Origin of the sequence: Streptomyces sp. NBC_00989 (assembly GCF_045162655.1) — a bacterium.
Classification (GTDB): domain Bacteria; phylum Actinomycetota; class Actinomycetes; order Streptomycetales; family Streptomycetaceae; genus Streptomyces.
Genome location: NZ_CP108728.1, coordinates 4,908,948 through 4,933,029, shown reverse-complemented (window position 1 = coordinate 4,933,029; position 24,082 = coordinate 4,908,948). Strand labels below are relative to the sequence as shown.

Genomic DNA, 24,082 nt, shown 5'->3' with positions numbered 1-24,082 from the left:
CACGGCGGAGCGTGGAGGACGACGGGTGGGCGTGACGGGCGTTTCGGGCGGCGTGCCGGGTGTGCTGGACGTTTCGGGGGTGCCGAGTGTGCCGGGGGTTTCGGCGCGGCGGCCGGCTCTGGCTTCGTCGCCGGGGGAGAAACGGGCGGCGGCGCGGGCGATCGAGGATCACATCGAGCCCGGTACGCGGGCGGCGGGGCGGTGGGCTGACGACGAAAACGGCGCCGCCGTACGGGAGTTCGCCGCGAAGGACGGGGACGGGTGGGTCACTTCGGCGGCCCTGAAGAAGGCGCACGGCACGTGGGCGGACCAGGTGAAGAACCTGATGGACCGGTTGGGCGCGGAGAAGGGCGCGTTGCGGAGTGGGAACGCGGTGCTGACGAGTACGGATCTGGCGGTGGGGTCGACGCTGCGGGAGAAGTCGTCGCTGGACACGTTCTGAAGCGAGCGGGCCATCGGGCCATCGGGCCAACGGGCCTTTGGGCCTTTGGGCCTTCGGGGCACCGGGCCAACGGGCCTTCGGGGCAACGGAGTTATCGGGGCACCGGAGTTATTGAGTCAGCGGAGCTATTGGGGCAACTGGGCGCATGCCGACGTATCACGAGATCATGACCACCGACCTCGCCGCGCTGACCACGGCGGCCGAGCGCTGGGACGGCATGGCGGGCGAGTTCGAGAAGCAGGAGACGGCGTACCGGCGGGATGTGCACGGCATCTCCATGAGTACGTCGTGGACCGGGCTCAGCGCCGACGCGGCGAACGCCCGCTTCGACGTCACGCTCAAGGAGTTCCAGTACGCGCAGACGGAGGCCAAGGGGATCGCTGCGCTGCTGCGGGACGCGCACGACCGGTTCGTGGAGCTGCGGGGCCGGGTGGTGGCGGCGCGGTGGGACGCGGTCCGGGCGGGCATGCGGGTCTCGGAGTCGGGTGTGGTGAGCCCGGGTTCGGACCAGCCGGACACCCCCGCCGCTCCCCAGGCCGTACAGCCGTGGCAGGACGGGATCAACAAGGCCGTACGCGATGTGACGGACGCGGACACGGGCGTCCGGGTCGCCCTGGCCGGGGTCGTGATCGACTCCGAACTCCTGGCGGGCGGCCGGGGGTTCAACGGCAGGGCGCTGGGTGACATCGAAGCGTACGAGGCCGAGGAGACGGAGCGGTACCTGCAAAAACTGAGCAGGGGAGGTGAGTTGACGGACACTCAACTCGCCGAACTGCAACGGTCGTTCCGTGACAACAGCGAGGACGAGGGTTTCTCACAGATGGTCCTGGACGACCTCGGTCCCACCGGCACACTCAAGCTCACGAACGAACTGAACGACCGCATCCACGTCCAGGGCGGCGCGGGCGCGGGTACGTACTCGGCGATCGAGACGGGCCTGGCGAACACCCTCGCTACGGCCACGAAGCACACGAAGTCGGCCTGGTACGGGAAGTGGCGCACCGCGATGCGGCGCGCGGGTGTGGCGCACTACGCCACGGATGCCCAGGGCCTCCACCTGGACAAGGCCGTCGGCTACCAGTCCCTCGTCACGCTGATGCGGAAGGGCCACGGCTACGCACCGGGAATGGTCGAGGACCTCACCGACGACATGATCGCGGCGGAGAAGAAACACCCCGGGATCTGGCAGGTGAAGGGCACCTACGCCGGGGCGCGCGGCGGTTGGTTCGCCAACGACCCCGTCGACGGCATGCTCGGCATCATGAGCCGCGACCCTGCGGAGGCTGCGCGCTATCTCCATTCCGACGCCCACATGAAATACCTCATGAAGGAACGGGACTGGAATGTCACCCTCAGCGATGAGGGGGTTTCGAAGGGCGGCCACTATGTGTCCCGGTTGGACGGGGACGACCGGGTGGGTTTCGGGGCGGCGTTGCAGGCGGGGGCTACGGGGATCGATCCTGCGGATCGGCATGGGCACCGTGTGGGGGATCGGGCGGTGAATGATGCGGTGTTCAAGTCGGCGCTCACGTATTTGGCCGACAAGGGGGATGACTTCCCGCCGTCGTTGCGGGAGCCGATGGCCAACGTGCTTGTCAATCATGGGGATACGGTGCATTCGGCCATGAGCGAGGTCGATGTTGCCAATTCTCCCTTGGACCAGCGTCGGCTTTTCGAGGTTGCGAAGCAGGTGTCCAAGGATGAGGGGGCGTACGGGACGTTGAACGGGGGGATGAATCAGTCATTGGTGTCGGATATTCACGGTGACCACTCGGACTCCCCTGCTTCCCTGACCCGGGCCGGCCGAACCGTCGGTTTCCTGGAGGAGGCACGGGTGCAGGCTGCAGGGGATCCGAAGGTAGCGGAGTTCGAGACGAAGCCGTTCTTCGACAAGGCGATCAGCTATATTCCCGTGGTGAGTTCTGATGTCCAGGCGGGCTTTGACTATGTGACGGAGCAATGGCTGGCTGATGAGCAGCGGAAGCTGGACGGCAAGCAGGCGGACGCCAATATTCAGGCGTACACCACGAGGAACGGCCAACTGATGGCGCTCGCGGAAGAGTGGAAGAAGACTCACCATACGGATGGGAATTCGTACTTCGACCCCAAGGTCGAGGTCAACAAGTCAGCTCGAGAAGGAATTGCGCAGGCTACTGGTATGTCCGGAGTGCAGCCGAAGTGAATGTCCGCCAGTTCCTTATCGTGTTGACGACCCCTGTCCTCGCGGTGGCCTGTAGCTCCTCCGGTAGCCGCGAACTGCCGGGAGCCATTTGCGGTACGCCCATCAATCCTGCTGTCACCCGTCCGCTCCTGACATCCACGGATGATTTGCATGAGTTCACCCGAGTTGATCGGTCCGAGGCAATCACCGCACCCTGCGTGCTTCTCGCTGGGCGCGACCCTGTTCTTGACTTCCGCTTCTCCTGGGATGACATGGCGAGGGACCTCATGTACCTGGCGGCGGATACCGGTTCGGTCTCGGGAATCAGGGAGCCGCGGGAGATCGACTTCACCTACAAGTCGATCGTCGGAACCGACGGAGCCATCTCGATCGCCCCCTGTAAAACGAACGGCGGCAAATACTTCACCCTCACCCTTCAACTCCCCCAAATCGGCCTCATGGACCAGACCCACCGCAAGGACATCGAGAAGTTCATGCGTGCGTACTTCCCGGCGACTCTCAAGACCCTGGGATGCAAGTGATGGCAATAGGCACACCGGCCTGAGTACTCATGCTCATGTGCCGCCCCGCGCCCTGCAGTTGGCTGGGCGTATGTCGATCTCACAGGGCACTTCGGTACGCGGTACATGGGTCGGACCGCTGGTCGCGACGGTCGTCACCCTTCCCGCCGCCCTCGTCGCGTACATCATCGGCGGCCTCTCACCCATGGCCTGCGACGCCTGCGACGGAGCGGAGGCCGAGCGCTTCACCCGGAGGTTTGACACCGCCTTCACGCTCCTCCAGGTGGGGATTCTCGCCTCCGTCGCGCTGCTGCTGGTCAGTTGGGGCCTGCCGCAGACCGAGCAGAACATCGCCCGGCGCCGCGTGTTCGCCGCCCTCGCACCCGGCACGGTCGTGCTCTCGGTGATCCTCTTTGCGGCGATGGTCCCCTGGCCCGGCTAGCTGACCGGCCCGTTCCGACCGCTTGCGCGACGGAGCGGAACGGGAATGTCACTGGGTGTAGCTAAAGTGGGTGATGGTACTGGGGTGTTGAGGAACGCACAGGGGAGGACAACGTGCTGCCGAATGACGGGGGATCGGGCTTGGGGACGTCGTTCTGGGCGTCCGGTGTGTTCGACGCGGCGAAGGGCGCTGCCGATGTCGCCACCGAACTGTCGTCCTTCACGGCGTTCCAGAAACGCGTCGACCAGCTGATCCGCGACCTGAAGGGCTCGGACGCCGGCCCGGGCAAGGTCGGCCAGGAACGGCTCGCGCGGCACCAGTTCGGTGGCGGTGGCGGCCAGTGGTCGGAGGCGGCCGGACTGTTCACCGCGTACGAGACGGTCGTCGGTGAGATGGAGACGCTCTCGAAGCTGCTCTCCGACTCGATGGAGGGCATGAACATCGCGGTGCTGGCCTCGCACAAGGGCTACCAGAACATCGACCTCGACCTCCGCGACCGTATGACCGCGATCAGCACGGAGACGACGAAGCACTACGGCGGCACCCACGACCCTCAGCTCCCGAAGAAGCCTCACACCGTCACCGGAGGCGATGCGGGAGGCACGATCTGATGTCCGCGGCAGCGCCCGGAGCCGGAAGCACGCCCTTTGAGGACATGAGTCACGAGCAGATGCTCGCGTGGCTCGACCAGGCGCACCCGGGCACGGTGCGGTTCGCCGCCGACCGCCTGACCGCGGCCGCCGAGGAGATCCGCAAGATCGGCGAGGAACTCAAGGTCCGCCCGCAGTACGTGGAATGGAAGGGCGCGGGAGCCGACGCGTTCCGTATCTGGGCCGGCGACCTGGCCAACTCCACCCTGCGCCTGGGCGACTTCAGCGACGACGCGGCGAAGTGGCTGGGCCAGGCGTCCGACGCGATCGCCCACGCCCAGGCCTCGATCCCGCGCGACACGAAGAGCGCACAGGCGAACCCGAACGCGGCGACCCTGGCCCACAACGGCTCCGACGCCACGGCGGTCAGCACCAAGTCCGCGAACGAACTCGCCGCCCTCGCCGCAGCGAAGGAGAAGGTCCGCCAGGAGGCCGCACTCCAGATGCTCAAGCTGGGACAGTCGTATCGACTGTCGGCCACGCAGCTGGACGGGTTGGAGCGGCCGGCGTTTCCGCCGCCGCCGGATGCGATCCGACCGCCGGAGAAGTACGGGTCGTCGGAAGATCTGGCTCGTTCCGAGGATCCGAGTTCCCACAGGTCGGGTGGGCGCGCCACGGTGTCCGATCTGGTTGACGCCGACGGCGTCACACATACGCGTGCCGCTCAGCCCGACCAGCCAGAGGCGAAGACGATCGCCGTCGGGCAGACCTCGGCCGATCGCCCGGTTCTGGACGACAGAGAGAGCTCCACGCAGGTGGGTATCGACTCGGTGGGTTCCCTTCCCGATTCATCTCACCCCGCAACGAGTACGACGGGCGGGGTGCCGGCGCCGGTCCGTCCGGAGACGGGTGCGCTCCCGTCAGTGGGCGCAATCGCCGCACCGATCGCGGGTGTTGGTTCGCGCGGGCCCGTCGGCTTCAGTGGGCCGGGTGGATCCGCTGTCGGCGGCCGTACGTCCGGTCCGCTCGGGCAGGGCACCAGAGGTTCCGTCATCGGCCGGGGCGCAGGCGAGGCGAGTCCGGTTCCCAACGGCGACCTGCGCGGTTCCGGCGCGGCATCCGGTCGTAGCGCTCCCGGCCCAGGCCTGCCCGCCGGCCGTGGCGTTCCGGCCGGCTCGGGAATCAGCGGTGGGCGTCCGACCGGGACGCCCACCACCGGCAGATCGACGGGGCGGCCGTCAGGGAGCACGGTCGTCGGCGGAGAGCGGGCGGGAAGCCGGGGTCCGACCGGCCGGGTGCCGGTTGCGGAACCTGGGAGGCAGGCGACGGCCGGTCCGGTGGCCGGGCGTTCCTTTCCCACTCCGTCGAACGGTGTCGTCGGCGGCACTCCGCAGCGGACAGGCCGTACTCCGGCCCGTCCTGGCGCACCGGTGCCCTCCGCCCCGACCCGAGGCATCTCCGGCGGTACACCCATTGAGGCCGGTCCCCGGGTCGGAGTGCCCGGCGGTGCCGCCCGGTCGCCCGGTCGTACTGGACAGGGGAAACAGGAACAGCGGGCTCGCCGCCGTAGCGAACCACCGCTCTCCGACTGAGGCCAGGGCCACGAGAGGAAGTACATGTCCACGAGGAACACCTGGCGCAGGGCGTCCGGCGCCGTGGCCTCAGCCGTGACGGGCCTTCTGCTGCTCGGCGCGACGGCCACTCCGGTCCATGCCGCCTCCACCCGTTCCCAGCAGTGGCACCTGGACGCCATGCACGCGGAGGAGATGTGGCGAACGAGTACAGGCAAGGACATCACTGTCGCCGTGATCGACACCGGAGTCGACCCGGACAACCCGGACTTGAAGGGGCGGGTGCTCGACGGCAAGGACCTCGCGCCTTCGAGCCGTTCCGGTGACGAGCACACGGACTACGACGGCCATGGCACGGGGATGGCCGGACTCATCGCGGGAACCGGTGCCTACGACGGGGGGAACGGCGCGTTCGGTCTCGCTCCGGGTGCCAAGATCCTGCCTGTCCGCATGCCCGCGGACAGCGATACCAATGGCTTCGTCGGGCCCTCCTACTTCAGCGAGGCGATCCGTTACGCGGTGGACGCCGGAGCCGAGGTCATCAACATTTCCATGGGCGGGCGTCTCAACAGCCCGCAGCTCACGGCCGCGGTGAAATACGCCCTGGACCACGGCTCGCTCGTTTTCGCGGCCGTAGGAAATAACGGGGAGAAGGGCAACCCCGTCGAGTATCCGGCGGCCACGCCCGGCGTGGTCGGAGTGGCGGCGGTGGGCAGGGACCTCCGTGGGACCGCCGAATCCGAATCCGGCTCGCAGGTCGACATGGCGGCCCCGGGCGAGGACATGGTCCACGCCTGCGGAGGTGAGACGGGCCTCTGCAGGAGCCACGGCACCAGCGACGCCACCGCCCTGGCCTCCGCCGGCGCCGCCCTGATCTGGTCCCAGCACCCGACGTGGACCAACTACCAGGTCCTCCGGGTCCTGCTCAACACGATCGGTGCCCCCACGGACGGCGCGAAGCGCAACGACTCGATCGGGTACGGCATCGTCCGGCCGCGTGTCGCGCTTCAGGATCCCGGTGATCCGGGGGCAGCTGGCACCTACCCGCTCCCGGACCTCCAGGCCTCGGCGTCGCGGTCTCCCAGCGCCGCGGCCCCCAAGGGCTCAGCCGTTCAGGACAAGGGAGCGAACGGGGCGACGGAAGTCTCCTCCGACGAGGACGGGCGCAACGCCCTCTGGATCGGGCTGGGCGCAGGCGTTGCCGTGGTTCTCGGTGCCGTGATCGCGGTGGCCGCCGTCCGCAGGCGTCGGACATCCCCTGCACCGCCTCCGGCGGCCGCGAACGCCCGGGAGTAACTCCCGTACCCGGTGGATCAGTTCACCCGGCAACCTGCTTCCGGCTGAGTACGGATACTCATACGCCGTGGTGGCCGATGCGGATGAGGCAAGGGGTGCGGGGTAGCTACGGTACGTTTCCGAACGCCGAGTGATGCGAGCGCGTGTTCGTATGCGCTCGGTGGCATGCCAAGTGACACGGGGAGGGGCCACGCATGGCGTGGGAGGAGTGGGAGCAGCTCAAAACCGCGGCGGCTGAACGGAGTTCCGCCCGGATGCAGCTGAACCACGTACCGATGGACCCGGGTGGTTCCGGCGGCCAGTTGGTGTCGAACCGACGCGACTGGGCCAAGGCGGGGGAGGACGTCGGCTCGCTCCGTGAGGACATCAGCAAGGCGTTCGGAAAGCTGACGGACGGGCAGAAAGGTCTCGGCCAAGCCTCCGGCTGTGTGACCGCGGCGGCTCAGAAGGAGGTCTACGACTCGTGGGAGACCTACGTCAAGAACGTCAGCGCGCGTTGCGGGAAGCTCTCGGGGCTGCTGCAGAAGGCGGGCAACGAGCAGCTGAAGACCGATGAGGCGGTCGAGGTCGAGGTCGGCAACCTGGAGGTCGAGTACGCGGACACCCCGGCTGTCGGCGGCCAGGACAAGGGGCGGTAACGAGTCGTCATGGATCTCGCGACACTCAAAGCCCTGAAGCCGACCGAGTACTCGGAGGCGGCCGACGGATACCGCAGCACCTCCGACATGGCGAGCGCGGCCAAGGACCGCATCGAGAACCAGATCGCCGTGGCCATGAGGAACTCTCTGAAGGGCGAGGCCGCGACCGCGGCGGTCAAGCAGCTGATGGAGCTGGGCAAGAACTTCCACTACGTCCAGGTCGAGTGTGGGCTTGTCAGTACGGCGCTTGAGGCGTTCTCGTACGAGATGGGAGCGGCCAAGTCGAAGCTCGACGCCGCGCTGGACGGTGCGGCGGCGGTGAAGCTCACGGTGAACTCCGACGGCTCCGTCACCTATCCGCCTGGCGGACAGAAGGGCGAGGACGGCAAGATCCCCGAGGGCGGTACGGTGAGCGGCCTCACGGACGCCACGGCCTCCGCGGTCGGTCGCCAGGCGGCCAACTTCGACCCCAATCCCCAGCACCGTCTTGCACAGGACTACGCGGACCGGATCGCCGATGCCCTCAAGGAAGCCACCGAGGCGGACGCGAAGTGGGCTCCGAAGCTGAGGGTGTTGAAGGCCGATGACGATCTGACCGTGTCCGACAAGGACTGGGCCGACGCGTCCTCGGACACGAAGGGTGTGACCGAGGCCGGCAAGAAGTACCTCGACTCGCTGCCTCAGCCGCCCAAGAACGGCAACACGAAGGACAACGCGGAGTGGTGGAAGGGGCTCACCGCGGAGGAGCAGACCGCGTGGATCTCCATGCGGCCCGACAGCGTGGGTGCGATCGACGGGCTGCCCGCCACGGTCCGGGACGAGGCGAACCGGACCGTACTCGCCGAGGCACACGGTGTTGCGCAGGGTGAGTACGACACCTGGCTGAAGCAGCATCCTGAGCCCTCGCCGCGCTATCAGCCCTACATCGATCCCTTCACCGGGACCATCATGAAGAGCATCAGCGTGGAGACACAGGAGTGGAAGGACTGGGAAGAGTCCAGAAAGTCCGCTCATAAATCACTCGACGGCATGGATGCGATTCAGCAGCGTTTCGACGCGACCGGTACCAATGGACTTCCCGATGCATACCTCCTGGGGTTCAGCACCGAAGGAGACGGCCGCGCGATTGTCGCCAACGGAAACCCGGACACCGCGGATCACACAGCGGTATATGTTCCGGGTACGACGGCGGAGCTGGGAAATATCGACGGCAACATGAATCGCATGGCCAATGTCTGGCACACCGCCAATGACGCGGCCGATGGGAAAGCTGTCTCCACGATCACCTGGCTCGGCTACGACGCACCGGACAGCGTGGTCAAGGACGCGCCGTTCGAGCACTATGCGTACGACGGTGCTCCGGCGTTCCGTAATTTCATGGACGGTCTCGACACGTCACATTCCGGGGATTCGCCGGCGCACACCACCGTGATCGCGCACTCGTACGGAACGACCCTGGTCGGCGCGGCGGCCGAGACGGGGCATCTCAACGCCGATGACGTCGTCTTCGCCGGCAGCCCCGGCGTCAAGGTGTCCGGCGCCGATGAGATGGACGTACCCAAGGGGCATGTGTGGAACGAGGAGGCCGAGGGCGACCCGGTGCCGGATCTCGGCCGTTGGGGTCATGGTGGGGACCGCTTCATCATCCCCAGTGATCCGCACTTCGGCGCCAACCAGATGACGACCGACACCGACGGGCACAGCGGTTACTGGGATGCGAACTCGGAGAGCCTGAAGAACCAGGCCCTTGTCGTCGTGGGGAAGGGGGATGACGTGGCGCTGAAGCCGCCGCCCGATCCGTGGGCCCACGTGAAGTAGGAAAGCCCCCAACCCAGTCCGACGAAGTAAGGCTCACTGACGTGAAGACCAAACCGGGCGCTCTTGTGCTCGCCGTACCCCTTGCACTCACTACCCTCACGGGATGCAGCATGACTGACAAAGAATCCGCCGACAAAACTCCGTCCGCCGGTACGAGCACGTCACGTGACGCCTCCGATGCGATGGAAAGGGTGTCCAGCGGTATCTACGATCTGATGGGCGTCAAGGGGAAGGCGTCCAACAGCCGACCGGGAGTCAAGGACTGCTCGGGGAAGGACACGAAGACGTACTTCAGGATCTTCCACCCGTGGAGTTTCTACCCCACTTCGGCGAGTGACCTCGACGAAGCGATGGAGCAGCTGAAGAAAGAACTGCCGAAGCACGGGTGGAAGATCGTTGAATACGGCCCGGACACCAGCAAGAACAAGAACATCAACCTGACGGCCGACAATGACGAGAAGAAGGTCGGCGTAAACATCGTCCAAATGTCGAAGAACGACCCGCCGAAGCTGAGTCTGAACCTTGTGTCCGGTTGCTACAAGGTCCCGGACGGCGAAGAGGTCGAACGCTTCTGAAGACCCAGCGATGTCTGGTCCTCACCGACTCTACCTGGACCAGCCCCCGAGCGGGTAAGAAACCGCCCGTCCGAGAGCCAGGCCACTCTGCCGGCCATCGCGTCGGAGCCGCCGCCGTTGATGCGGACGCCGATGAATCAGGCCGTGCAGGTGTGTGGTGCGGGTCCGCGTGAAGATGGCGCTCAACGCCCTGCCCAGCTCGGTCAGTTGGGACTGTGTAGGTGATCCTGCCGTTGGCGAAGACCTGGCGGTGGGTGGCGTCGGCCGGGTCGGTCCACACGATGAAATTCGTCGCCCTCGCGTCCAGTTGGTCGTCCGGCAGCACCGTGCCGGGGCGGTCCACGCCGAAGACGCGGTCGCTGTCCTGGACCGCGGCCAGGTATCGGATGCGGGGCACCTGCCTGTGTCTCACGGAACCGGCCGCCGAGACCGACACAGGGTTCCGTCCCGCCCAGCCCTACGGTCAGCACGTCATCGTCGACCGTGTCGTAGCCGTCCATCCGCCTCAGGCCGTCTACGGCGCTGGCTCGAGGGACGGCAGCCAGGGCGGTCGGCGCGGCGGTTCCTCCGGCGAGGGCCAGGGCGATGAGGGCGGCGGTGGCGATACGCGTTCTGTTCTCCCCGTGGTGCGGCGGACGGTCTGCACCTCCGTGTCCCATCACCCTCACCATCCGGCACACCCACACAACGGGGTGAGGGAAACCTCCGTATTCGATGGTCACCGGGCCTGTCGGGCCCGTGACGGTTTGGAAGGTACAGAGATGCCGTCGTCCTGGAGGACTGAGAGTCCCCGGCGCCGCAAGCGAGGCACAGCAGGCGCAGGATCACTGCTCGCCGCGTCCGCTCTCGTTCTGGCGACAGCCTGTTCCTCTTCGCCGGGGAGTGAGAACCCTGCGGATCGCGAGCCGAAGTCCCGGTCCGTCGCGGGGGTCAAGGCTGAAATCTCGAGGCTGTCGCGTCAGGTCTTCGACGTCATGAGCATCAAGAGCAAGGTCACCGAACCGGGCCCGAACGTTCAGCCCTGTGAGTCCGGTGACGGTGGCTCGGGGGAGTTGAACCGGATCCGGCACCCCTGGTCGGCGTACGGGGTGGGGAACGACGTCATGGAGAAGGGCATGGCGAATCTGCGTCAGGGGCTACCCAAGCAGGGCTGGAAGATCGAGAAGGTCGGCGACGACGGCAGCAGCAACAAGAACATGCAGATGCTGGTCGTCCACGAGAAGACGCTCAGCCAGGCCGAGATCACCTGGCTCAAGGGACTGGACGGCAACGAGCCGCTCATCGAGGTGAACCTGTACTCGCGGTGCTTCCGGTCGGTCGGTGCTTCGGGGTAGCGGTGAGGCGGCGGAAGTAGGTCTCGGCGGGCACTGCGCAGTGCCCTCGGCGCAGAGCATGGGCGTGGGTGCCCAACTCGCCCCGGTCTGATCGGCCGTGCGTTTGACCTACGTCACTCCCGGGGTATTCTCTCCGGCTCGATTGGCGGAGGCACTGCCCCATATGGCAGACTGTCGGAGTTGCTCGGTCGAGTGTTGATGCTGCGCGCCTCCCGTCGGGAGGACCGGAAGCGAGTCCCACGGTACTCGTCGTCCCAACTGCCTTACGGCAGCGCTGGGGCGGACGTACGGGAATCTTTCGGGAAGTGTCAGTGCGGCGCCGGCCAGGCACCCGGTGGGCTTCTTCGCCCTCGGCTTGCGGTTCCGGAAGGGCCGTGCTTTCCCAGTAGGGAAGTTCCGTATATGGGACTTCTGTGTCGGTGAGAGCGCGACACACCCGACCGCGTGGGTCGGAGGAATCGAAGAGATGAGAGCAGAAGGGCTCAACCGGGGTGCAGAGCGTTACTAGAGACAGGACTACTGAGTAGCCATGGCGGGACAGAAGATCCGCATCCGGCTCAAGGCCTACGACCACGAGGTCATCGACTCCTCGGCGAAGAAGATCGTCGAGACGGTGACGCGCACTGGTGCGTCGGTCGCGGGCCCGGTGCCGCTGCCCACTGAGAAGAACGTGTACTGCGTCATCAAGTCGCCGCACAAGTACAAGGACTCGCGCGAGCACTTCGAGATGCGCACGCACAAGCGCCTGATCGACATCCTCGACCCCACCCCCAAGACCGTTGACTCTCTGATGCGACTCGACCTCCCGGCCGGTGTCGACATCGAGATCAAGCTCTAGGGGCCGGTGAGCTGAAGATGGCTAAGCAGATCAAGGGCATCCTGGGCGAGAAGCTCGGCATGACGCAGGTTTGGGACGAGAACAACCGTGTTGTTCCCGTGACCGTCGTCAAGGCCGGCCCCAACGTCGTGACCCAGGTCCGTACGAACGACAGTGACGGCTACGAGTCGGTCCAGATCGCCTTCGGCGAGATCGACCCGCGCAAGGTGAACAAGCCCCTCAAGGGTCACTTCGCCAAGGCCGATGTCACGCCGCGTCGCCACCTCGTCGAGATCCGCACCGCGGGCGCCTCCGAGTACACGCTCGGCCAGGAGATCACCGCTGAGGTGTTCGAGGCCGGCGTCAAGGTCGACGTGACCGGCAAGAGCAAGGGCAAGGGCTTCGCCGGTGTCATGAAGCGTCACAACTTCAAGGGCCTCGGCGCCGGCCACGGTGTCCAGCGCAAGCACCGCTCTCCCGGCTCCATCGGTGGCTGTGCCACCCCGGGCCGTGTGTTCAAGGGCGTCCGCATGGCGGGCCGCATGGGCAACGAGCGGGTCACCACCCAGAACCTGACCGTTCACGCTGTTGACGCGGAGAAGGGACTGCTCCTCATCAAGGGAGCCATCCCGGGTCCGAACGGCGGCCTCGTCCTGGTCCGTACCGCGGCCAAGGGGGCCTGAGGACTATGAGCACCATTGACATTCTGTCGCCCTCCGGCGACACCGCCGGGACTGTAGAGCTCCCGGCCGAGATCTTCGACGTAGAGAAGATCAGCATCCCGCTGCTTCACCAGGTCGTCGTCGCACAGCTGGCCGCCGCCCGTCAGGGCACGCACAAGGTCAAGCGTCGTGGCGAGGTCCGCGGTGGCGGTAAGAAGCCGTACCGCCAGAAGGGCACCGGCCGCGCCCGTCAGGGTTCGACCCGCGCCCCGCAGTTCGCCGGCGGTGGCGTCGTGCACGGCCCGACGCCGCGCGACTACTCGCAGCGGACCCCGAAGAAGATGAAGGCCGCGGCCCTGCGCCACGCCCTCACCGACCGGGCCCGCAACGCTCGCATCCACGTCATCACCGGCGTGATCGAGGGCGAGACCCCCTCCACCAAGGCCGCCAAGAGCTTCCTCGGCAAGGTCAGCGAGCGCAAGAACGTGCTCCTGGTCATCGAGCGCTCCGACGAGGCCGCGCTGCTTTCCGCGCGCAACCTGCCCCAGGTCCACATCCTGGAGCCGGGCCAGCTGAACACGTACGACGTTCTCGTCTCGGACGACGTGGTCTTCACCCAGGCCGCTTTCGAGTCCTTCGTGTCTGGCCCCCAGGCCGCTGACACCGAAGGGAGCGAAGCCTGATGGCTACGCGTCACCCGAGCATCGCCTCGAAGGCCGCCAAGGCCAAGAAGGTCGCCCGCATCGCCAAGGCGAAGCGGCACGAGACCGAGGGCAAGAACACCGTCGAGACGCCGATCAGCAAGTCGTTCACGGACCCCCGTGACGTACTGCTGAAGCCGGTCGTCTCGGAGAAGAGCTACGCGCTCCTCGACGAGGGCAAGTACACGTTCATCGTCGCCCCGGGTGCCAACAAGACCCAGATCAAGCAGGCCGTCCAGGCGGTCTTCTCGGTCAAGGTCACCGGGGTCAACACGATCAACCGTCAGGGCAAGCGCAAGCGCACCAAGACCGGTTTCGGTCAGCGCGCGGGCAGCAAGCGCGCGATCGTGACCCTCGCTGAGGGCGACCGTATCGACATCTTCGGCGGTCCGGCCGCGTAAGCGGGTCGGATCGTCCGATATCGGACGAGGACTGAGAAATGGGAATCCGCAAGTACAAGCCGACTACGCCGGGCCGCCGTGGCTCCAGCGTCGCCGACTTCGTCGAGGTCACGCGGTCCACGCCGGAGAAGTCGCTGGTCCGCCCGCTGCACAGCAAGGGCGGCCGTAACAATTCCGGTCGTGTGACCGTTCGCCACCAGGGTGGCGGACACAAGCGCGCCTACCGCGTCATCGACTTCCGTCGCCATGACAAGGACGGCGTGCCGGCGAAGGTCGCGCACATCGAGTACGACCCCAACCGCACCGCGCGCATCGCGCTGCTGCACTACGCGGACGGCGAGAAGCGCTACATCCTCGCCCCGCGCAACCTGCAGCAGGGCGACCGTGTCGAGAACGGTCCCGGGGCCGACATCAAGCCGGGCAACAACCTGGCGCTCCGCAACATCCCGGTCGGTACCACGATCCACGCGATCGAGCTCCGTCCCGGTGGCGGCGCCAAGTTCGCCCGCTCCGCCGGTGCCTCGGTGCAGCTGCTGGCGAAGGAGGGCACGATGGCCCACCTTCGTATGCCCTCCGGTGAGATCCGCCTGGTCGACCAGCGCTGCCGCGCCACGGTCGGCGAGGTCGGCAACGCCGAGCAGAGCAACATCAACTGGGGCAAGGCCGGCCGTAAGCGCTGGCTGGGCGTTCGCCCGTCCGTCCGTGGTGTTGCGATGAACCCGGTCGACCACCCGCACGGTGGTGGTGAGGGCAAGACCTCCGGTGGTCGCCACCCGGTCTCCCCGTGGGGTCAGAAGGAGGGTCGTACTCGCTCGCCGAAGAAGGCATCGAGCAAGTACATCGTCCGCCGCCGCAAGACGAACAAGAAGCGCTAGGAGCGGGTTTAGATGCCGCGCAGTCTCAAGAAGGGGCCCTTCGTCGACGGCCACCTCATCAAGAAGGTGGACGTACAGAACGAGGCCGGCTCCAAGAACGTCATCAAGACCTGGTCCCGCCGCTCGATGATCGTCCCGGCCATGCTCGGCCACACGATCGCGGTGCACAACGGCAAGACCCACATCCCGGTGTTTGTCACCGAGTCGATGGTCGGCCACAAGCTCGGCGAGTTCTCGCCGACGCGCACCTTCCGGGGTCACGTCAAGGACGACCGGAAGTCGAAGCGCCGCTAGCGCGGGGTGACTGACCATGACAAACACTGAAGGGACAACCATGGAAGCCAGGGCCCAGGCGCGGTACATCCGCGTCACGCCCATGAAGGCCCGCCGCGTGGTGGACCTCATCCGTGGCATGGATGCCACGGAGGCTCAGGCGGTCCTGCGTTTCGCCCCGCAGGCCGCGAGCGTGCCGGTCGGCAAGGTGCTTGACAGCGCCATTGCCAACGCCGCACACAACTACGACCACACCGACGCCGGCAGCCTCGTCATCTCCGAGGCGTACGTCGACGAGGGTCCGACCCTGAAGCGGTTCCGGCCGCGTGCCCAGGGCCGCGCCTACCGGATCCGCAAGCGGACCAGCCACATCACCGTGGTCGTCAGCAGCAAGGAAGGAACCCGGTAATGGGCCAGAAGGTTAACCCGCACGGGTTCCGGCTCGGCATCACCACGGACTTCAAGTCCCGGTGGTACGCCGACAAGCTGTACAAGGACTACGTCAAGGAAGACGTCGCCATCCGTCGGATGATGACGTCCGGCATGGAGCGCGCCGGCATCTCGAAGGTGGAGATCGAGCGCACCCGTGACCGCGTGCGTGTGGACATCCACACCGCTCGTCCGGGCATCGTCATCGGCCGCCGTGGCGCCGAGGCCGACCGCATCCGCGGCGACCTCGAGAAGCTCACGGGCAAGCAGGTCCAGCTGAACATCCTCGAGGTCAAGAACCCCGAGACGGATGCCCAGCTGGTCGCGCAGGCCGTCGCCGAGCAGCTCTCCTCCCGCGTCTCCTTCCGCCGCGCCATGCGTAAGAGCATGCAGTCGGCGATGAAGGCCGGCGCCAAGGGCATCAAGATCCAGTGCGGCGGTCGCCTCGGCGGCGCCGAGATGTCCCGCTCGGAGTTCTACCGCGAGGGCCGCGTGCCCCTGCACACGCTCCGCGCGAACGTGGACTACGGCTTCTTCGAGGCCAAGACGACCTTCGGCCGTATCGGTGTGAAGGTCTGGATCTACAAGGGCGACGTCAAGAACATCGCCGAGGTCCGCGCCGAGAACGCCGCTGCCCGTGCGGGTAACCGCCCGGCTCGCGGTGGCGGCCCGGGCGGCGACCGCCCGGCTCGCGGCGGTGGCCGCGGTGGCGAGCGTGGCGGCCGTGGCCGCAAGCCGCAGCAGTCCGCGCCGGCTGCCGAGGCCCCCAAGGCCGAGGCTCCCGCCGCCGCTCCTGCTGAGGCCGCGCCCTCTTCTACCGGTGGAACGGAGGCCTGACCGAAATGCTGATCCCCCGTAGGGTCAAGCACCGCAAGCAGCACCACCCCAAGCGCCGTGGTCAGGCCAAGGGCGGTACGCAGGTTTCGTTCGGCGAGTACGGCATTCAGGCCCTCACGCCGGCGTACGTGACGAACCGCCAGATCGAGGCCGCCCGTATCGCGATGACCCGCCACATCAAGCGTGGCGGCAAGGTCTGGATCAACATCTACCCGGACCGCCCGCTCACGAAGAAGCCTGCCGAGACCCGCATGGGTTCCGGTAAGGGTTCGCCGGAGTGGTGGATCGCGAACGTGCACCCGGGCCGGGTCATGTTCGAGCTGTCCTACCCCAACGAGAAGATCGCCCGTGAGGCCCTCACTCGCGCAGCGCACAAGCTGCCGATGAAGTGCCGGATCGTCAAGCGCGAGGCAGGTGAAGCGTGATGTCGGCCGGTACCAAGGCGTCCGAGCTGCGCGAACTGGGTGACGAGGAGCTTCTCAACAAGCTCCGCGAAGCCAAGGAAGAGCTGTTCAACCTCCGCTTCCAGGCGGCGACCGGTCAGCTCGAGAACCACGGTCGGCTGAAGGCCGTCCGGAAGGACATCGCGCGGATCTACACCCTGATGCGTGAGCGCGAGCTGGGCATCGAGACGGTGGAGAGCGCCTGATGAGCGAGAGCAACGTGACTGAAGAGCAGACCGCGAGCCGCGGCTTCCGCAAGACCCGTGAGGGTCTCGTCGTCAGCGACAAGATGGACAAGACCGTCGTCGTCGCTGTCGAGGACCGCGTGAAGCACGCGCTGTACGGCAAGGTCATCCGCCGTACGAACAAGCTCAAGGCCCACGACGAGCAGAACGCCGCAGGCGTCGGCGACCGCGTCCTCCTCATGGAGACGCGTCCGCTGTCCGCGACGAAGCGCTGGCGCATCGTCGAGATCCTCGAGAAGGCCAAGTAATTCCTGCGAGCAACCTCGCAGGACAGTTCCGCCAGGCTCCAACGGGGTTGAGGCGCTGTTCATTCAGCACAGCAACCCCGTTGGGGAACCGGCAGACGATCAGGAGATAGACGTGATCCAGCAGGAGTCGCGACTGCGCGTCGCCGACAACACTGGTGCGAAGGAAATCCTTTGCATCCGTGTGCTCGGTGGCTCCGGTCGCCGCTACGCGGGCATCGGTGACGTCATCGTCGCCACCGTCAAGGACGCGATCCCCGGTGGCAACGTGAAGAAGGGTGACGTCGTCAAGGCCGTCATCGTTCGCACCGTGAAGGAGCGCCGTCGTCCGGACGGCTCGTACATCCGCTTCGACGAGAACGCCGCCGTCATTCTGAAGAACGACGGCGACCCTCGCGGCACCCGCATCTTCGGCCCGGTCGGGCGCGAGCTGCGCGAGAAGAAGTTCATGAAGATCATCTCGCTGGCTCCGGAGGTGCTGTAAGCATGAAGATCAAGAAGGGTGACACGGTTCAGGTCATCACCGGCAAGGACAAGGGCAAGCAGGGCAAGGTCATTGCCGCTTACCCGCGCGACGAGCGCGTCCTGGTCGAGGGTGTGAACCGGGTCAAGAAGCACACCAAGGCCGGCCCCACCGCCAAGGGTTCGCAGGCCGGTGGCATCGTCACGACCGAGGCGCCGATCCACGTCTCCAACGTCCAGCTGGTCGTTGAGAAGGACGGCAACAAGGTCGTCACGCGTGTCGGCTACCGCTTCGACGACGAGGGCAACAAGGTTCGCGTTGCCAAGCGGACGGGTGAGGACATCTGATGACTACCACCACCACTCCGCGTCTCAAGACGAAGTACCGCGAGGAGATCACGGGCAAGCTGCGTGAGGAGTTCTCCTACGAGAACGTCATGCAGATCCCCGGCCTCGTCAAGATCGTGGTGAACATGGGTGTCGGCGACGCCGCCCGTGACTCCAAGCTCATGGACGGTGCCGTCCGTGACCTGACCACGATCACCGGTCAGAAGCCGGCCATCACCAAGGCCCGCAAGTCCATCGCGCAGTTCAAGCTGCGCGAGGGTCAGCCGATCGGTGCCCACGTCACGCTCCGTGGCGACCGCATGTGGGAGTTCCTGGACCGCACTCTGTCGCTCGCGCTTCCGCGCATCCGCGACTTCCGCGGTCTGTCTCCCAAGCAGTTCGACGGTCGTGGCAACTACACCTTCGGTCTCACCGAGCAGGTCATGTTCCACGAGATCGACCAGGACAAGATCGACCGCGTCCGGGGTATGGACATCACCGTGGTGACCACGGCGACCAACGACGCCGAAGGCCGTGCCCTTCTCCGTCACCTCGGCTTCCCCTTCAAGGAGGCGTAAGCGAGATGGCGAAGAAGGCTCTGATTGCCAAGGCTGCTCGTAAGCCCAAGTTCGGTGTGCGTGGCTACACCCGCTGCCAGCGCTGCGGCCGCCCGCACTCCGTGTACCGCAAGTTCGGCCTGTGCCGCGTGTGCCTTCGTGAGATGGCTCACCGTGGCGAGCTGCCGGGCGTGACCAAGAGCTCCTGGTAGTCCGGTAATCCGGACTCCCGAAGCTCTCGGTAAGTAAAGGGCTCGGTCAGGTGCCCACCTCTCCATGGCTTAGGCTAGGAGGGTTGGGCGCCTGACGCCCAGACGACTTACTACGCCGTAGGTCCACCGCGCCGCACCCGCCCCGTCTCGGTTCAGGGAGAGGGATGGCGCACCAGGAAACCCCGGCGAGAGAGGCCGAAGGCCAATTCATGACCATGACTGATCCGATCGCAGACATGCTTACGCGTCTGCGGAACGCGAACTCGGCATACCACGACTCTGTGACGATGCCGGCATCGAAGATCAAGTCGCACATCGCGGAGATCCTCCAGCAGGAGGGCTTCATCACGGGCTGGAAGGTCGAGGACGCCGAGGTCGGCAAGAACCTCGTTCTCGAGCTGAAGTTCGGCCCGAACCGTGAGCGCTCCATCGCGGGCATCAAGCGGATCTCCAAGCCCGGTCTCCGGGTGTACGCGAAGTCCACCTCCCTGCCCAAGGTGCTCGGTGGCCTCGGCGTGGCGATCATCTCCACGTCGCACGGTCTCCTCACCGACAAGCAGGCCGGCAAGAAGGGCGTAGGCGGAGAAGTTCTCGCCTACGTCTGGTAGCGGAAGGGAAACGGAAGAAGCTATGTCGCGTATTGGCAAGCTCCCCATCACGGTTCCCGCCGGCGTGGACGTCACCATCGACGGCCGTACGGTTTTGGTCAAGGGCCCCAAGGGCTCGCTGACCCACACCGTCGCAGCGCCGATCGACATCGCCAAGGGTGAGGACGGCGTGCTCAGCGTCACCCGCCCCAACGACGAGCGTCAGAACAAGGCCCTGCACGGCCTGTCCCGCACGCTGGTGGCGAACATGATCACCGGCGTGACCGAGGGTTACGTGAAGAAGCTCGAAATCAGTGGTGTCGGTTACCGCGTCGCGGCCAAGGGTTCCACCCTTGAGTTCGCGCTCGGCTACAGCCACTCGATCACGGTCGAGGCGCCCGAGGGCATCTCGTTCAAGGTCGAGAACCCGACGCACTTCTCGGTCGAGGGCATCGACAAGCAGAAGGTCGGCGAGGTTGCGGCGAACATCCGCAAGCTGCGCAAGCCCGACCCGTACAAGGCCAAGGGCGTCAAGTACGAGGGCGAAGTCATCCGGCGCAAGGTCGGAAAGGCGGGTAAGTAAGCCATGGCATACGGTACGAAGATCGCTAAGGGCGACGCTTACAAGCGTGCTGCCATCAAGCGTCGTCACATCCGCATCCGGAAGCACATCTCCGGTACGGCTGAGCGTCCGCGCCTGGTCGTGACCCGCTCCAACCGCCACATCGTGGCCCAGGTCATCGACGACATCAAGGGTCACACCCTGGCGTCGGCGTCGACCCTGGACACCTCGATCCGCGGCGGCGAGAGCGACAAGTCCGCGCAGGCCAAGTCGGTCGGTGCCCTGGTCGCCGAGCGCGCCAAGGCCGCCGGTGTCGAGGCTGTCGTATTCGACCGCGGTGGCAATCAGTACGCGGGGCGCATCGCCGCCCTGGCGGACGCCGCCCGCGAAGCCGGACTGAAGTTCTAGTCGCTTCCGTAGCTAGCGGAAAGAGAGAGGTAATCCAATGGCTGGACCCCAGCGCCGTGGAAGCGGTGCCGGTGGCGGCGAGCGGCGGGACCGGAAGGGCCGTGACGGCGGCGCTGCTGCCGCCGAGAAGACCGCGTACGTTGAGCGCGTAGTCGCGATCAACCGCGTCGCCAAGGTTGTCAAGGGTGGTCGTCGCTTCAGCTTCACCGCGCTCGTCGTGGTGGGCGACGGTGACGGCACCGTCGGTGTCGGTTACGGCAAGGCCAAGGAGGTGCCGGCCGCGATCGCCAAGGGTGTTGAAGAGGCCAAGAAGCACTTCTTCAAGGTCCCCCGTATCCAGGGCACCATCCCGCACCCGATCACGGGCGAGAAGGCCGCGGGCGTCGTCCTGCTCAAGCCTGCTTCCCCCGGTACCGGCGTTATCGCCGGTGGCCCGGTGCGTGCTGTGCTCGAGTGCGCCGGCGTTCACGACATCCTGTCGAAGTCGCTCGGCTCGTCCAACGCGATCAACATCGTGCACGCGACCGTGGCGGCCCTCAAGGGCCTGCAGCGTCCCGAGGAGATCGCGGCCCGCCGCGGTCTGCCCCTCGAGGACGTCGCTCCCGCGGCTCTTCTTCGTGCACGTGCCGGGGCGGGTGCGTAATGGCTCGCCTCAAGGTCACGCAGACGAAGTCGTACATCGGCAGCAAGCAGAACCACCGTGACACGCTGCGGTCGCTTGGTCTCAAGGGGATCAACACCGTGGTCGTCAAGGAGGACCGCCCCGAGTTCCGCGGAATGGTGCACACCGTCCGCCACCTCGTGACGGTTGAGGAGGTCGACTGATCATGGCGGAGAACAACCCGCTCAAGATCCACAACCTCCGTCCCGCCCCGGGCGCCAAGACCGCCAAGACCCGTGTGGGTCGTGGTGAGGCGTCGAAGGGTAAGACGGCCGGTCGTGGAACCAAGGGTACGAAGGCCCGTTACCAGGTTCCGGAGCGCTTCGAGGGTGGCCAGATGCCCCTCCACATGCGTCTTCCGAAGCTCAAGGGCTTCCGCAACCCGTTCAAGACCGAGTACCAGGTCGTGAACCTCGACAAGCTGGCGTCCCTGTACCCGGAAGGTGGCGAGGTCACCGTAGAGGGTCTCGTCGCCAACGGTGCGGTTCGCAAGAACAGCCTCGTCAAGGTGCTCGGCCAGGGCGAGATCTCCGTGGCGCTGCAGGTGACGGTGGACGCCGTCTCCGGTTCCGCCAAGGAGAAGATCACTGCCGCGGGCGGTACGGTCACCGAGCTCGTCTGATCTTTCGGACCGAGCCTGACCAACGTCAGCAACGGCGGCCGGGGTTGGCCCTCTACAGAGGGTCGACCCCGGCCGTTTTTTCAGTAGTCGTGACTCATGGGACGTTCGATCGGTATCCCCTAGGGGCGTTGATGTAGGTAGGCTGTGCGGCTGGTACCCAGCGTCGTCTTGGCATGCCGTAATCTCGTTCCACAGGCCATCAACCACACTTAGTCGTCACCTCACGCGCACACGCGCGGGGGTCGCAGGAGGCACCGTGCTCACCGCGTTCGCCCGGGCGTTCAGGACACCCGACCTGCGCAAGAAGCTGCTCTTCACGCTCGGGATCATCGTGGTGTACCGGGTCGGTACGCACGTCCCGATCCCAGGCGTCGATTACAAGAACGTCCAGACCTGTATCGACGTCTCGAACGGCAACCAGGGTCTGTTCGGTCTGGTCAACATGTTCAGCGGTGGCGCGCTGCTCCAGATCACGATCTTCGCGCTCGGCATCATGCCGTACATCACGGCGAGCATCATTCTGCAGCTGCTGACCGTCGTGATCCCGCGCCTCGAAGCCCTCAAGAAGGAGGGGCAGGCCGGCACGGCGAAGATCACGCAGTACACGCGTTATCTGACCGTGGCGCTCGCCATCCTCCAGGGCACCGGTCTGGTGGCCACCGCCCGCAGCGGCGCCCTCTTCTCGGGCTGCCCGACGGCGAATCAGATCGTCCCGGACCAGTCGATCTTCACCACCATCACCATGGTGGTCTGCATGACCGCCGGTACCTGCGTCGTGATGTGGCTCGGCGAGCTCATCACCGACCGCGGCATCGGCAACGGCATGTCGATCCTCATGTTCATCTCGATCGCCGCGACCTTCCCGTCCGCTCTGTGGGCCATCAAGAAGCAGGGCACGCTGGCCGGCGGCTGGATCGAGTTCGGCACCGTCATCCTCGTCGGCCTGGTGATGGTCGGCCTCGTGGTCTTCGTCGAGCAGGCCCAGCGCAGGATCCCGGTCCAGTACGCGAAGCGCATGATCGGCCGCCGTTCCTACGGCGGTACGTCGACCTACATCCCGCTGAAGGTCAATCAGGCCGGTGTGATTCCGGTCATCTTCGCGTCCTCGCTGCTCTACATCCCGGCTCTGGTCGCTCAGTTCTCCGGCGGTACGTCCGGCTGGAAGACCTGGATCGAGACCAACCTGACCAAGGGTGACCACCCGATCTACCTGGTCAGCTACTTCCTGCTGATCGTTTTCTTCGCGTTCTTCTACGTGGCGATCTCGTTCAACCCCGAGGAAGTCGCGGACAACATGAAGAAGTATGGTGGCTTCATCCCGGGCATCCGGGCTGGCCGGCCCACCGCTGAGTACCTGAGTTACGTACTCAACCGGATCACCTGGCCGGGTTCGCTGTATCTGGGTCTGATCGCTCTCGTACCGACGATGGCGTTGGTCGGTTTCAACGCAAGCGGCAACTTCCCGTTCGGCGGGACCAGCATCCTGATCATCGTGGGTGTCGGTCTCGAGACGGTGAAGCAGATCGAGAGCCAGCTCCAGCAGCGCAATTACGAAGGGTTCCTCCGCTGATGCGAATCGTCCTCGTCGGGCCGCCGGGTGCCGGTAAGGGAACGCAGGCTGTGCGCCTCGCCAAGACGCTGCACATCCCGCACATCTCCACGGGCGACCTCTTCCGTGCCAACATCAGTCAGGCCACGGAACTCGGCAAACTGGCGAAGTCCTACATGGACGCGGGCAACCTGGTCCCGGACGAGGTCACCATCGCGATGGCCAAGGACCGCATGGAGCAGCCGGACGCCGTCAACGGCTTTCTGCTGGACGGCTTTCCGCGCAACGTGTCGCAGGCCGAGGCGCTGGACGAGCTGCTGAAGACCGAGGGCATCAAGCTGGACGCGGTGCTGGACCTGGAGGTCTCCGAGGAAGAGGTGGTCAAGCGCATCGCCGGCCGCCGCATCTGCCGGAAGGACTCCAGCCACGTCTTCCACGTGACGTACAGCCCGGCGAAGCAGGATGGCGTGTGCGACGTCTGCGGCGGCGAGCTGTACCAGCGCGACGACGACTCCGAGGACACGGTCCGCACCCGCCTGGAGGTCTACCACACGCAGACCGAGCCGATCATCGACTACTACAAGCTCCAGGGCCTGGTGGTCACGATCTCCTCGCTCGGTCCGGTGGACGAGATCACGCAGCGGGCGCTGGACGCGCTGAAGCGCGAGAACGAGGACGAGGGCGACAAGTAGTCGTCAGCCAGATCCGGCCGCGGTGCCCGCAGGGGTGCCGCGGTCGTACTGTTGTGTACAGCTATTTTTGTGTACGGCTTTTGTGTACGGCCATTCTTTTGTGTCGCGGAAGACGGAGAGCGCAGGC

34 protein-coding genes are annotated in these 24,082 nt (G+C 66.1%); all 34 read left to right on the top strand.

Going from position 1 to position 24,082, the window contains the following annotated elements; all coding sequences use genetic code 11:
- Nucleotides 1-31 precede the first annotated feature (31 nt).
- The gene (locus OG714_RS21425) at nucleotides 32-442 is read left to right on the top strand and encodes a hypothetical protein (RefSeq protein ID WP_406123201.1); all 411 of its coding nucleotides are present in this window, start codon (nucleotides 32-34) and stop codon (nucleotides 440-442) included.
- Nucleotides 443-587: 145 nt separating this feature from the next.
- On the top strand, nucleotides 588-2,624 hold the full coding sequence (locus OG714_RS21420) for a hypothetical protein (RefSeq protein WP_406123199.1): 2,037 nt from the start codon (nucleotides 588-590) through the stop codon (nucleotides 2,622-2,624).
- Complete coding sequence (locus tag OG714_RS21415; protein WP_406123197.1) at nucleotides 2,621-3,145, top strand: hypothetical protein; 525 nt, start codon at nucleotides 2,621-2,623, stop codon at nucleotides 3,143-3,145. The genes OG714_RS21420 and OG714_RS21415 overlap by 4 nt, the downstream gene beginning before the upstream one ends.
- A gap of 70 nt (nucleotides 3,146-3,215) precedes the next feature.
- Nucleotides 3,216-3,566, top strand: a complete 351-nt coding sequence (locus tag OG714_RS21410) for a hypothetical protein (RefSeq protein ID WP_406123195.1) — start codon at nucleotides 3,216-3,218, stop codon at nucleotides 3,564-3,566.
- Nucleotides 3,567-3,679: 113 nt separating this feature from the next.
- Nucleotides 3,680-4,177: a hypothetical protein gene (locus OG714_RS21405; protein WP_406123194.1), complete on the top strand. Its 498-nt coding sequence runs from the start codon at nucleotides 3,680-3,682 to the stop codon at nucleotides 4,175-4,177.
- Between the two features lie 44 nt (nucleotides 4,178-4,221).
- Nucleotides 4,222-5,748 (top strand): translation initiation factor IF-2, encoded by a 1,527-nt coding sequence (locus tag OG714_RS21400; RefSeq protein ID WP_406123192.1) that lies wholly within the window; start codon nucleotides 4,222-4,224, stop codon nucleotides 5,746-5,748.
- A 24-nt stretch (nucleotides 5,749-5,772) separates the two neighbouring features.
- Nucleotides 5,773-7,023, top strand: a complete 1,251-nt coding sequence (gene mycP, locus OG714_RS21395) for a type VII secretion-associated serine protease mycosin (protein WP_406123190.1) — start codon at nucleotides 5,773-5,775, stop codon at nucleotides 7,021-7,023.
- Nucleotides 7,024-7,217: 194 nt separating this feature from the next.
- Entirely contained in the window at nucleotides 7,218-7,661 is a 444-nt protein-coding gene (locus OG714_RS21390) for a hypothetical protein (RefSeq protein ID WP_406123189.1), read from the top strand.
- A 9-nt stretch (nucleotides 7,662-7,670) separates the two neighbouring features.
- Complete coding sequence (locus OG714_RS21385; protein WP_406123187.1) at nucleotides 7,671-9,479, top strand: alpha/beta hydrolase; 1,809 nt, start codon at nucleotides 7,671-7,673, stop codon at nucleotides 9,477-9,479.
- Nucleotides 9,480-9,520: 41 nt separating this feature from the next.
- On the top strand, nucleotides 9,521-10,054 hold the full coding sequence (locus OG714_RS21380) for a hypothetical protein (protein WP_406123186.1): 534 nt from the start codon (nucleotides 9,521-9,523) through the stop codon (nucleotides 10,052-10,054).
- Between the two features lie 974 nt (nucleotides 10,055-11,028).
- Nucleotides 11,029-11,388 carry a hypothetical protein gene (locus OG714_RS21375; protein ID WP_406123184.1) on the top strand — a complete coding sequence of 120 codons (360 nt, stop codon included), beginning with the start codon at nucleotides 11,029-11,031 and terminating at the stop codon, nucleotides 11,386-11,388.
- Nucleotides 11,389-11,917: 529 nt separating this feature from the next.
- Complete coding sequence (gene rpsJ / locus OG714_RS21370; protein ID WP_003948644.1) at nucleotides 11,918-12,226, top strand: 30S ribosomal protein S10; 309 nt, start codon at nucleotides 11,918-11,920, stop codon at nucleotides 12,224-12,226.
- Nucleotides 12,227-12,243: 17 nt separating this feature from the next.
- Nucleotides 12,244-12,888, top strand: coding sequence for a 50S ribosomal protein L3 (gene rplC, locus OG714_RS21365; RefSeq protein WP_266861021.1), 645 nt, complete (start codon nucleotides 12,244-12,246; stop codon nucleotides 12,886-12,888).
- 5 nt (nucleotides 12,889-12,893) lie between these two features.
- Nucleotides 12,894-13,550, top strand: coding sequence for a 50S ribosomal protein L4 (gene rplD, locus OG714_RS21360; protein ID WP_037747970.1), 657 nt, complete (start codon nucleotides 12,894-12,896; stop codon nucleotides 13,548-13,550).
- A complete protein-coding gene (rplW, locus tag OG714_RS21355) occupies nucleotides 13,550-13,969 on the top strand; it encodes a 50S ribosomal protein L23 (RefSeq protein WP_200681734.1) in 420 nt (139 codons plus the stop codon). The genes rplD and rplW overlap by 1 nt, the downstream gene beginning before the upstream one ends.
- Before the next feature lie 38 nt (nucleotides 13,970-14,007).
- Nucleotides 14,008-14,844, top strand: a complete 837-nt coding sequence (gene rplB, locus OG714_RS21350) for a 50S ribosomal protein L2 (protein ID WP_019055517.1) — start codon at nucleotides 14,008-14,010, stop codon at nucleotides 14,842-14,844.
- 12 nt (nucleotides 14,845-14,856) lie between these two features.
- Nucleotides 14,857-15,138, top strand: a complete 282-nt coding sequence (gene rpsS, locus OG714_RS21345; protein ID WP_019055518.1) for a 30S ribosomal protein S19 — start codon at nucleotides 14,857-14,859, stop codon at nucleotides 15,136-15,138.
- Nucleotides 15,139-15,178: 40 nt separating this feature from the next.
- Nucleotides 15,179-15,526: a 50S ribosomal protein L22 gene (rplV, locus tag OG714_RS21340; RefSeq protein WP_006604878.1), complete on the top strand. Its 348-nt coding sequence runs from the start codon at nucleotides 15,179-15,181 to the stop codon at nucleotides 15,524-15,526.
- On the top strand, nucleotides 15,526-16,383 hold the full coding sequence (gene rpsC / locus OG714_RS21335) for a 30S ribosomal protein S3 (protein WP_406123181.1): 858 nt from the start codon (nucleotides 15,526-15,528) through the stop codon (nucleotides 16,381-16,383). Before rplV ends, rpsC begins: the two co-directional genes overlap by 1 nt.
- A 5-nt stretch (nucleotides 16,384-16,388) precedes the next feature.
- On the top strand, nucleotides 16,389-16,808 hold the full coding sequence (gene rplP, locus OG714_RS21330; protein WP_010986348.1) for a 50S ribosomal protein L16: 420 nt from the start codon (nucleotides 16,389-16,391) through the stop codon (nucleotides 16,806-16,808).
- Nucleotides 16,808-17,032 carry a 50S ribosomal protein L29 gene (gene rpmC, locus OG714_RS21325; RefSeq protein ID WP_005481220.1) on the top strand — a complete coding sequence of 75 codons (225 nt, stop codon included), beginning with the start codon at nucleotides 16,808-16,810 and terminating at the stop codon, nucleotides 17,030-17,032. The genes rplP and rpmC overlap by 1 nt, the downstream gene beginning before the upstream one ends.
- Nucleotides 17,032-17,319: a 30S ribosomal protein S17 gene (rpsQ, locus tag OG714_RS21320; RefSeq protein ID WP_019072282.1), complete on the top strand. Its 288-nt coding sequence runs from the start codon at nucleotides 17,032-17,034 to the stop codon at nucleotides 17,317-17,319. Before rpmC ends, rpsQ begins: the two co-directional genes overlap by 1 nt.
- Before the next feature lie 112 nt (nucleotides 17,320-17,431).
- A complete protein-coding gene (gene rplN, locus OG714_RS21315) occupies nucleotides 17,432-17,800 on the top strand; it encodes a 50S ribosomal protein L14 (protein ID WP_003998823.1) in 369 nt (122 codons plus the stop codon).
- 2 nt (nucleotides 17,801-17,802) lie between these two features.
- Nucleotides 17,803-18,126, top strand: a complete 324-nt coding sequence (rplX, locus tag OG714_RS21310) for a 50S ribosomal protein L24 (protein WP_019072281.1) — start codon at nucleotides 17,803-17,805, stop codon at nucleotides 18,124-18,126.
- A complete protein-coding gene (gene rplE / locus OG714_RS21305; RefSeq protein ID WP_406123178.1) occupies nucleotides 18,126-18,683 on the top strand; it encodes a 50S ribosomal protein L5 in 558 nt (185 codons plus the stop codon). Before rplX ends, rplE begins: the two co-directional genes overlap by 1 nt.
- 5 nt (nucleotides 18,684-18,688) lie before the next feature.
- Nucleotides 18,689-18,874 (top strand): type Z 30S ribosomal protein S14, encoded by a 186-nt coding sequence (locus tag OG714_RS21300; RefSeq protein WP_003948630.1) that lies wholly within the window; start codon nucleotides 18,689-18,691, stop codon nucleotides 18,872-18,874.
- 209 nt (nucleotides 18,875-19,083) lie between these two features.
- Entirely contained in the window at nucleotides 19,084-19,482 is a 399-nt protein-coding gene (rpsH, locus tag OG714_RS21295) for a 30S ribosomal protein S8 (RefSeq protein WP_013001411.1), read from the top strand.
- A gap of 22 nt (nucleotides 19,483-19,504) precedes the next feature.
- Nucleotides 19,505-20,044 carry a 50S ribosomal protein L6 gene (gene rplF / locus OG714_RS21290; protein ID WP_327401911.1) on the top strand — a complete coding sequence of 180 codons (540 nt, stop codon included), beginning with the start codon at nucleotides 19,505-19,507 and terminating at the stop codon, nucleotides 20,042-20,044.
- Nucleotides 20,045-20,047: 3 nt separating this feature from the next.
- The gene (rplR, locus tag OG714_RS21285) at nucleotides 20,048-20,431 is read left to right on the top strand and encodes a 50S ribosomal protein L18 (protein WP_019055526.1); all 384 of its coding nucleotides are present in this window, start codon (nucleotides 20,048-20,050) and stop codon (nucleotides 20,429-20,431) included.
- 37 nt (nucleotides 20,432-20,468) lie between these two features.
- Nucleotides 20,469-21,074 (top strand): 30S ribosomal protein S5, encoded by a 606-nt coding sequence (gene rpsE, locus OG714_RS21280; protein ID WP_006376045.1) that lies wholly within the window; start codon nucleotides 20,469-20,471, stop codon nucleotides 21,072-21,074.
- Nucleotides 21,074-21,256, top strand: a complete 183-nt coding sequence (gene rpmD, locus OG714_RS21275; protein ID WP_006376032.1) for a 50S ribosomal protein L30 — start codon at nucleotides 21,074-21,076, stop codon at nucleotides 21,254-21,256. Before rpsE ends, rpmD begins: the two co-directional genes overlap by 1 nt.
- Before the next feature lie 2 nt (nucleotides 21,257-21,258).
- The gene (rplO, locus tag OG714_RS21270) at nucleotides 21,259-21,714 is read left to right on the top strand and encodes a 50S ribosomal protein L15 (protein WP_043676833.1); all 456 of its coding nucleotides are present in this window, start codon (nucleotides 21,259-21,261) and stop codon (nucleotides 21,712-21,714) included.
- A gap of 256 nt (nucleotides 21,715-21,970) precedes the next feature.
- A complete protein-coding gene (gene secY / locus OG714_RS21265) occupies nucleotides 21,971-23,284 on the top strand; it encodes a preprotein translocase subunit SecY (RefSeq protein ID WP_406123174.1) in 1,314 nt (437 codons plus the stop codon).
- Nucleotides 23,284-23,955 carry an adenylate kinase gene (locus OG714_RS21260; protein WP_406123172.1) on the top strand — a complete coding sequence of 224 codons (672 nt, stop codon included), beginning with the start codon at nucleotides 23,284-23,286 and terminating at the stop codon, nucleotides 23,953-23,955. Before secY ends, OG714_RS21260 begins: the two co-directional genes overlap by 1 nt.
- Nucleotides 23,956-24,082: the final 127 nt, after the last annotated feature.

What these genes read in the sequence shown, in the direction of transcription:
- rpsS (WP_019055518.1), top strand. Translation starts at nt 14,857, where the DNA reads ATGCCGCGCAGTCTCAAGAAGGGGCCCTTCGTCGACGGCCACCTCATC.
- rplC (WP_266861021.1), top strand. Translation starts at nt 12,244, where the DNA reads ATGGCTAAGCAGATCAAGGGCATCCTGGGCGAGAAGCTCGGCATGACG.
- OG714_RS21390 (WP_406123189.1), top strand. Translation starts at nt 7,218, where the DNA reads ATGGCGTGGGAGGAGTGGGAGCAGCTCAAAACCGCGGCGGCTGAACGG.
- rplP (WP_010986348.1), top strand. Translation starts at nt 16,389, where the DNA reads ATGCTGATCCCCCGTAGGGTCAAGCACCGCAAGCAGCACCACCCCAAG.
- mycP (WP_406123190.1), top strand. Translation starts at nt 5,773, where the DNA reads ATGTCCACGAGGAACACCTGGCGCAGGGCGTCCGGCGCCGTGGCCTCA.
- OG714_RS21260 (WP_406123172.1), top strand. Translation starts at nt 23,284, where the DNA reads ATGCGAATCGTCCTCGTCGGGCCGCCGGGTGCCGGTAAGGGAACGCAG.
- OG714_RS21375 (WP_406123184.1), top strand. Translation starts at nt 11,029, where the DNA reads ATGAGCATCAAGAGCAAGGTCACCGAACCGGGCCCGAACGTTCAGCCC.
- rpsH (WP_013001411.1), top strand. Translation starts at nt 19,084, where the DNA reads ATGACCATGACTGATCCGATCGCAGACATGCTTACGCGTCTGCGGAAC.
- rplO (WP_043676833.1), top strand. Translation starts at nt 21,259, where the DNA reads ATGGCGGAGAACAACCCGCTCAAGATCCACAACCTCCGTCCCGCCCCG.
- rplR (WP_019055526.1), top strand. Translation starts at nt 20,048, where the DNA reads ATGGCATACGGTACGAAGATCGCTAAGGGCGACGCTTACAAGCGTGCT.
- rplW (WP_200681734.1), top strand. Translation starts at nt 13,550, where the DNA reads ATGGCTACGCGTCACCCGAGCATCGCCTCGAAGGCCGCCAAGGCCAAG.
- rpmD (WP_006376032.1), top strand. Translation starts at nt 21,074, where the DNA reads ATGGCTCGCCTCAAGGTCACGCAGACGAAGTCGTACATCGGCAGCAAG.
- OG714_RS21420 (WP_406123199.1), top strand. Translation starts at nt 588, where the DNA reads ATGCCGACGTATCACGAGATCATGACCACCGACCTCGCCGCGCTGACC.
- rplF (WP_327401911.1), top strand. Translation starts at nt 19,505, where the DNA reads ATGTCGCGTATTGGCAAGCTCCCCATCACGGTTCCCGCCGGCGTGGAC.
- rplE (WP_406123178.1), top strand. Translation starts at nt 18,126, where the DNA reads ATGACTACCACCACCACTCCGCGTCTCAAGACGAAGTACCGCGAGGAG.
- rplB (WP_019055517.1), top strand. Translation starts at nt 14,008, where the DNA reads ATGGGAATCCGCAAGTACAAGCCGACTACGCCGGGCCGCCGTGGCTCC.
- OG714_RS21400 (WP_406123192.1), top strand. Translation starts at nt 4,222, where the DNA reads ATGAGTCACGAGCAGATGCTCGCGTGGCTCGACCAGGCGCACCCGGGC.
- rplX (WP_019072281.1), top strand. Translation starts at nt 17,803, where the DNA reads ATGAAGATCAAGAAGGGTGACACGGTTCAGGTCATCACCGGCAAGGAC.
- rpsE (WP_006376045.1), top strand. Translation starts at nt 20,469, where the DNA reads ATGGCTGGACCCCAGCGCCGTGGAAGCGGTGCCGGTGGCGGCGAGCGG.
- OG714_RS21410 (WP_406123195.1), top strand. Translation starts at nt 3,216, where the DNA reads ATGTCGATCTCACAGGGCACTTCGGTACGCGGTACATGGGTCGGACCG.
- rplD (WP_037747970.1), top strand. Translation starts at nt 12,894, where the DNA reads ATGAGCACCATTGACATTCTGTCGCCCTCCGGCGACACCGCCGGGACT.
- rpsC (WP_406123181.1), top strand. Translation starts at nt 15,526, where the DNA reads ATGGGCCAGAAGGTTAACCCGCACGGGTTCCGGCTCGGCATCACCACG.
- rpsQ (WP_019072282.1), top strand. Translation starts at nt 17,032, where the DNA reads ATGAGCGAGAGCAACGTGACTGAAGAGCAGACCGCGAGCCGCGGCTTC.
- OG714_RS21300 (WP_003948630.1), top strand. Translation starts at nt 18,689, where the DNA reads ATGGCGAAGAAGGCTCTGATTGCCAAGGCTGCTCGTAAGCCCAAGTTC.
- rplV (WP_006604878.1), top strand. Translation starts at nt 15,179, where the DNA reads ATGGAAGCCAGGGCCCAGGCGCGGTACATCCGCGTCACGCCCATGAAG.
- OG714_RS21385 (WP_406123187.1), top strand. Translation starts at nt 7,671, where the DNA reads ATGGATCTCGCGACACTCAAAGCCCTGAAGCCGACCGAGTACTCGGAG.
- rpmC (WP_005481220.1), top strand. Translation starts at nt 16,808, where the DNA reads ATGTCGGCCGGTACCAAGGCGTCCGAGCTGCGCGAACTGGGTGACGAG.
- rpsJ (WP_003948644.1), top strand. Translation starts at nt 11,918, where the DNA reads ATGGCGGGACAGAAGATCCGCATCCGGCTCAAGGCCTACGACCACGAG.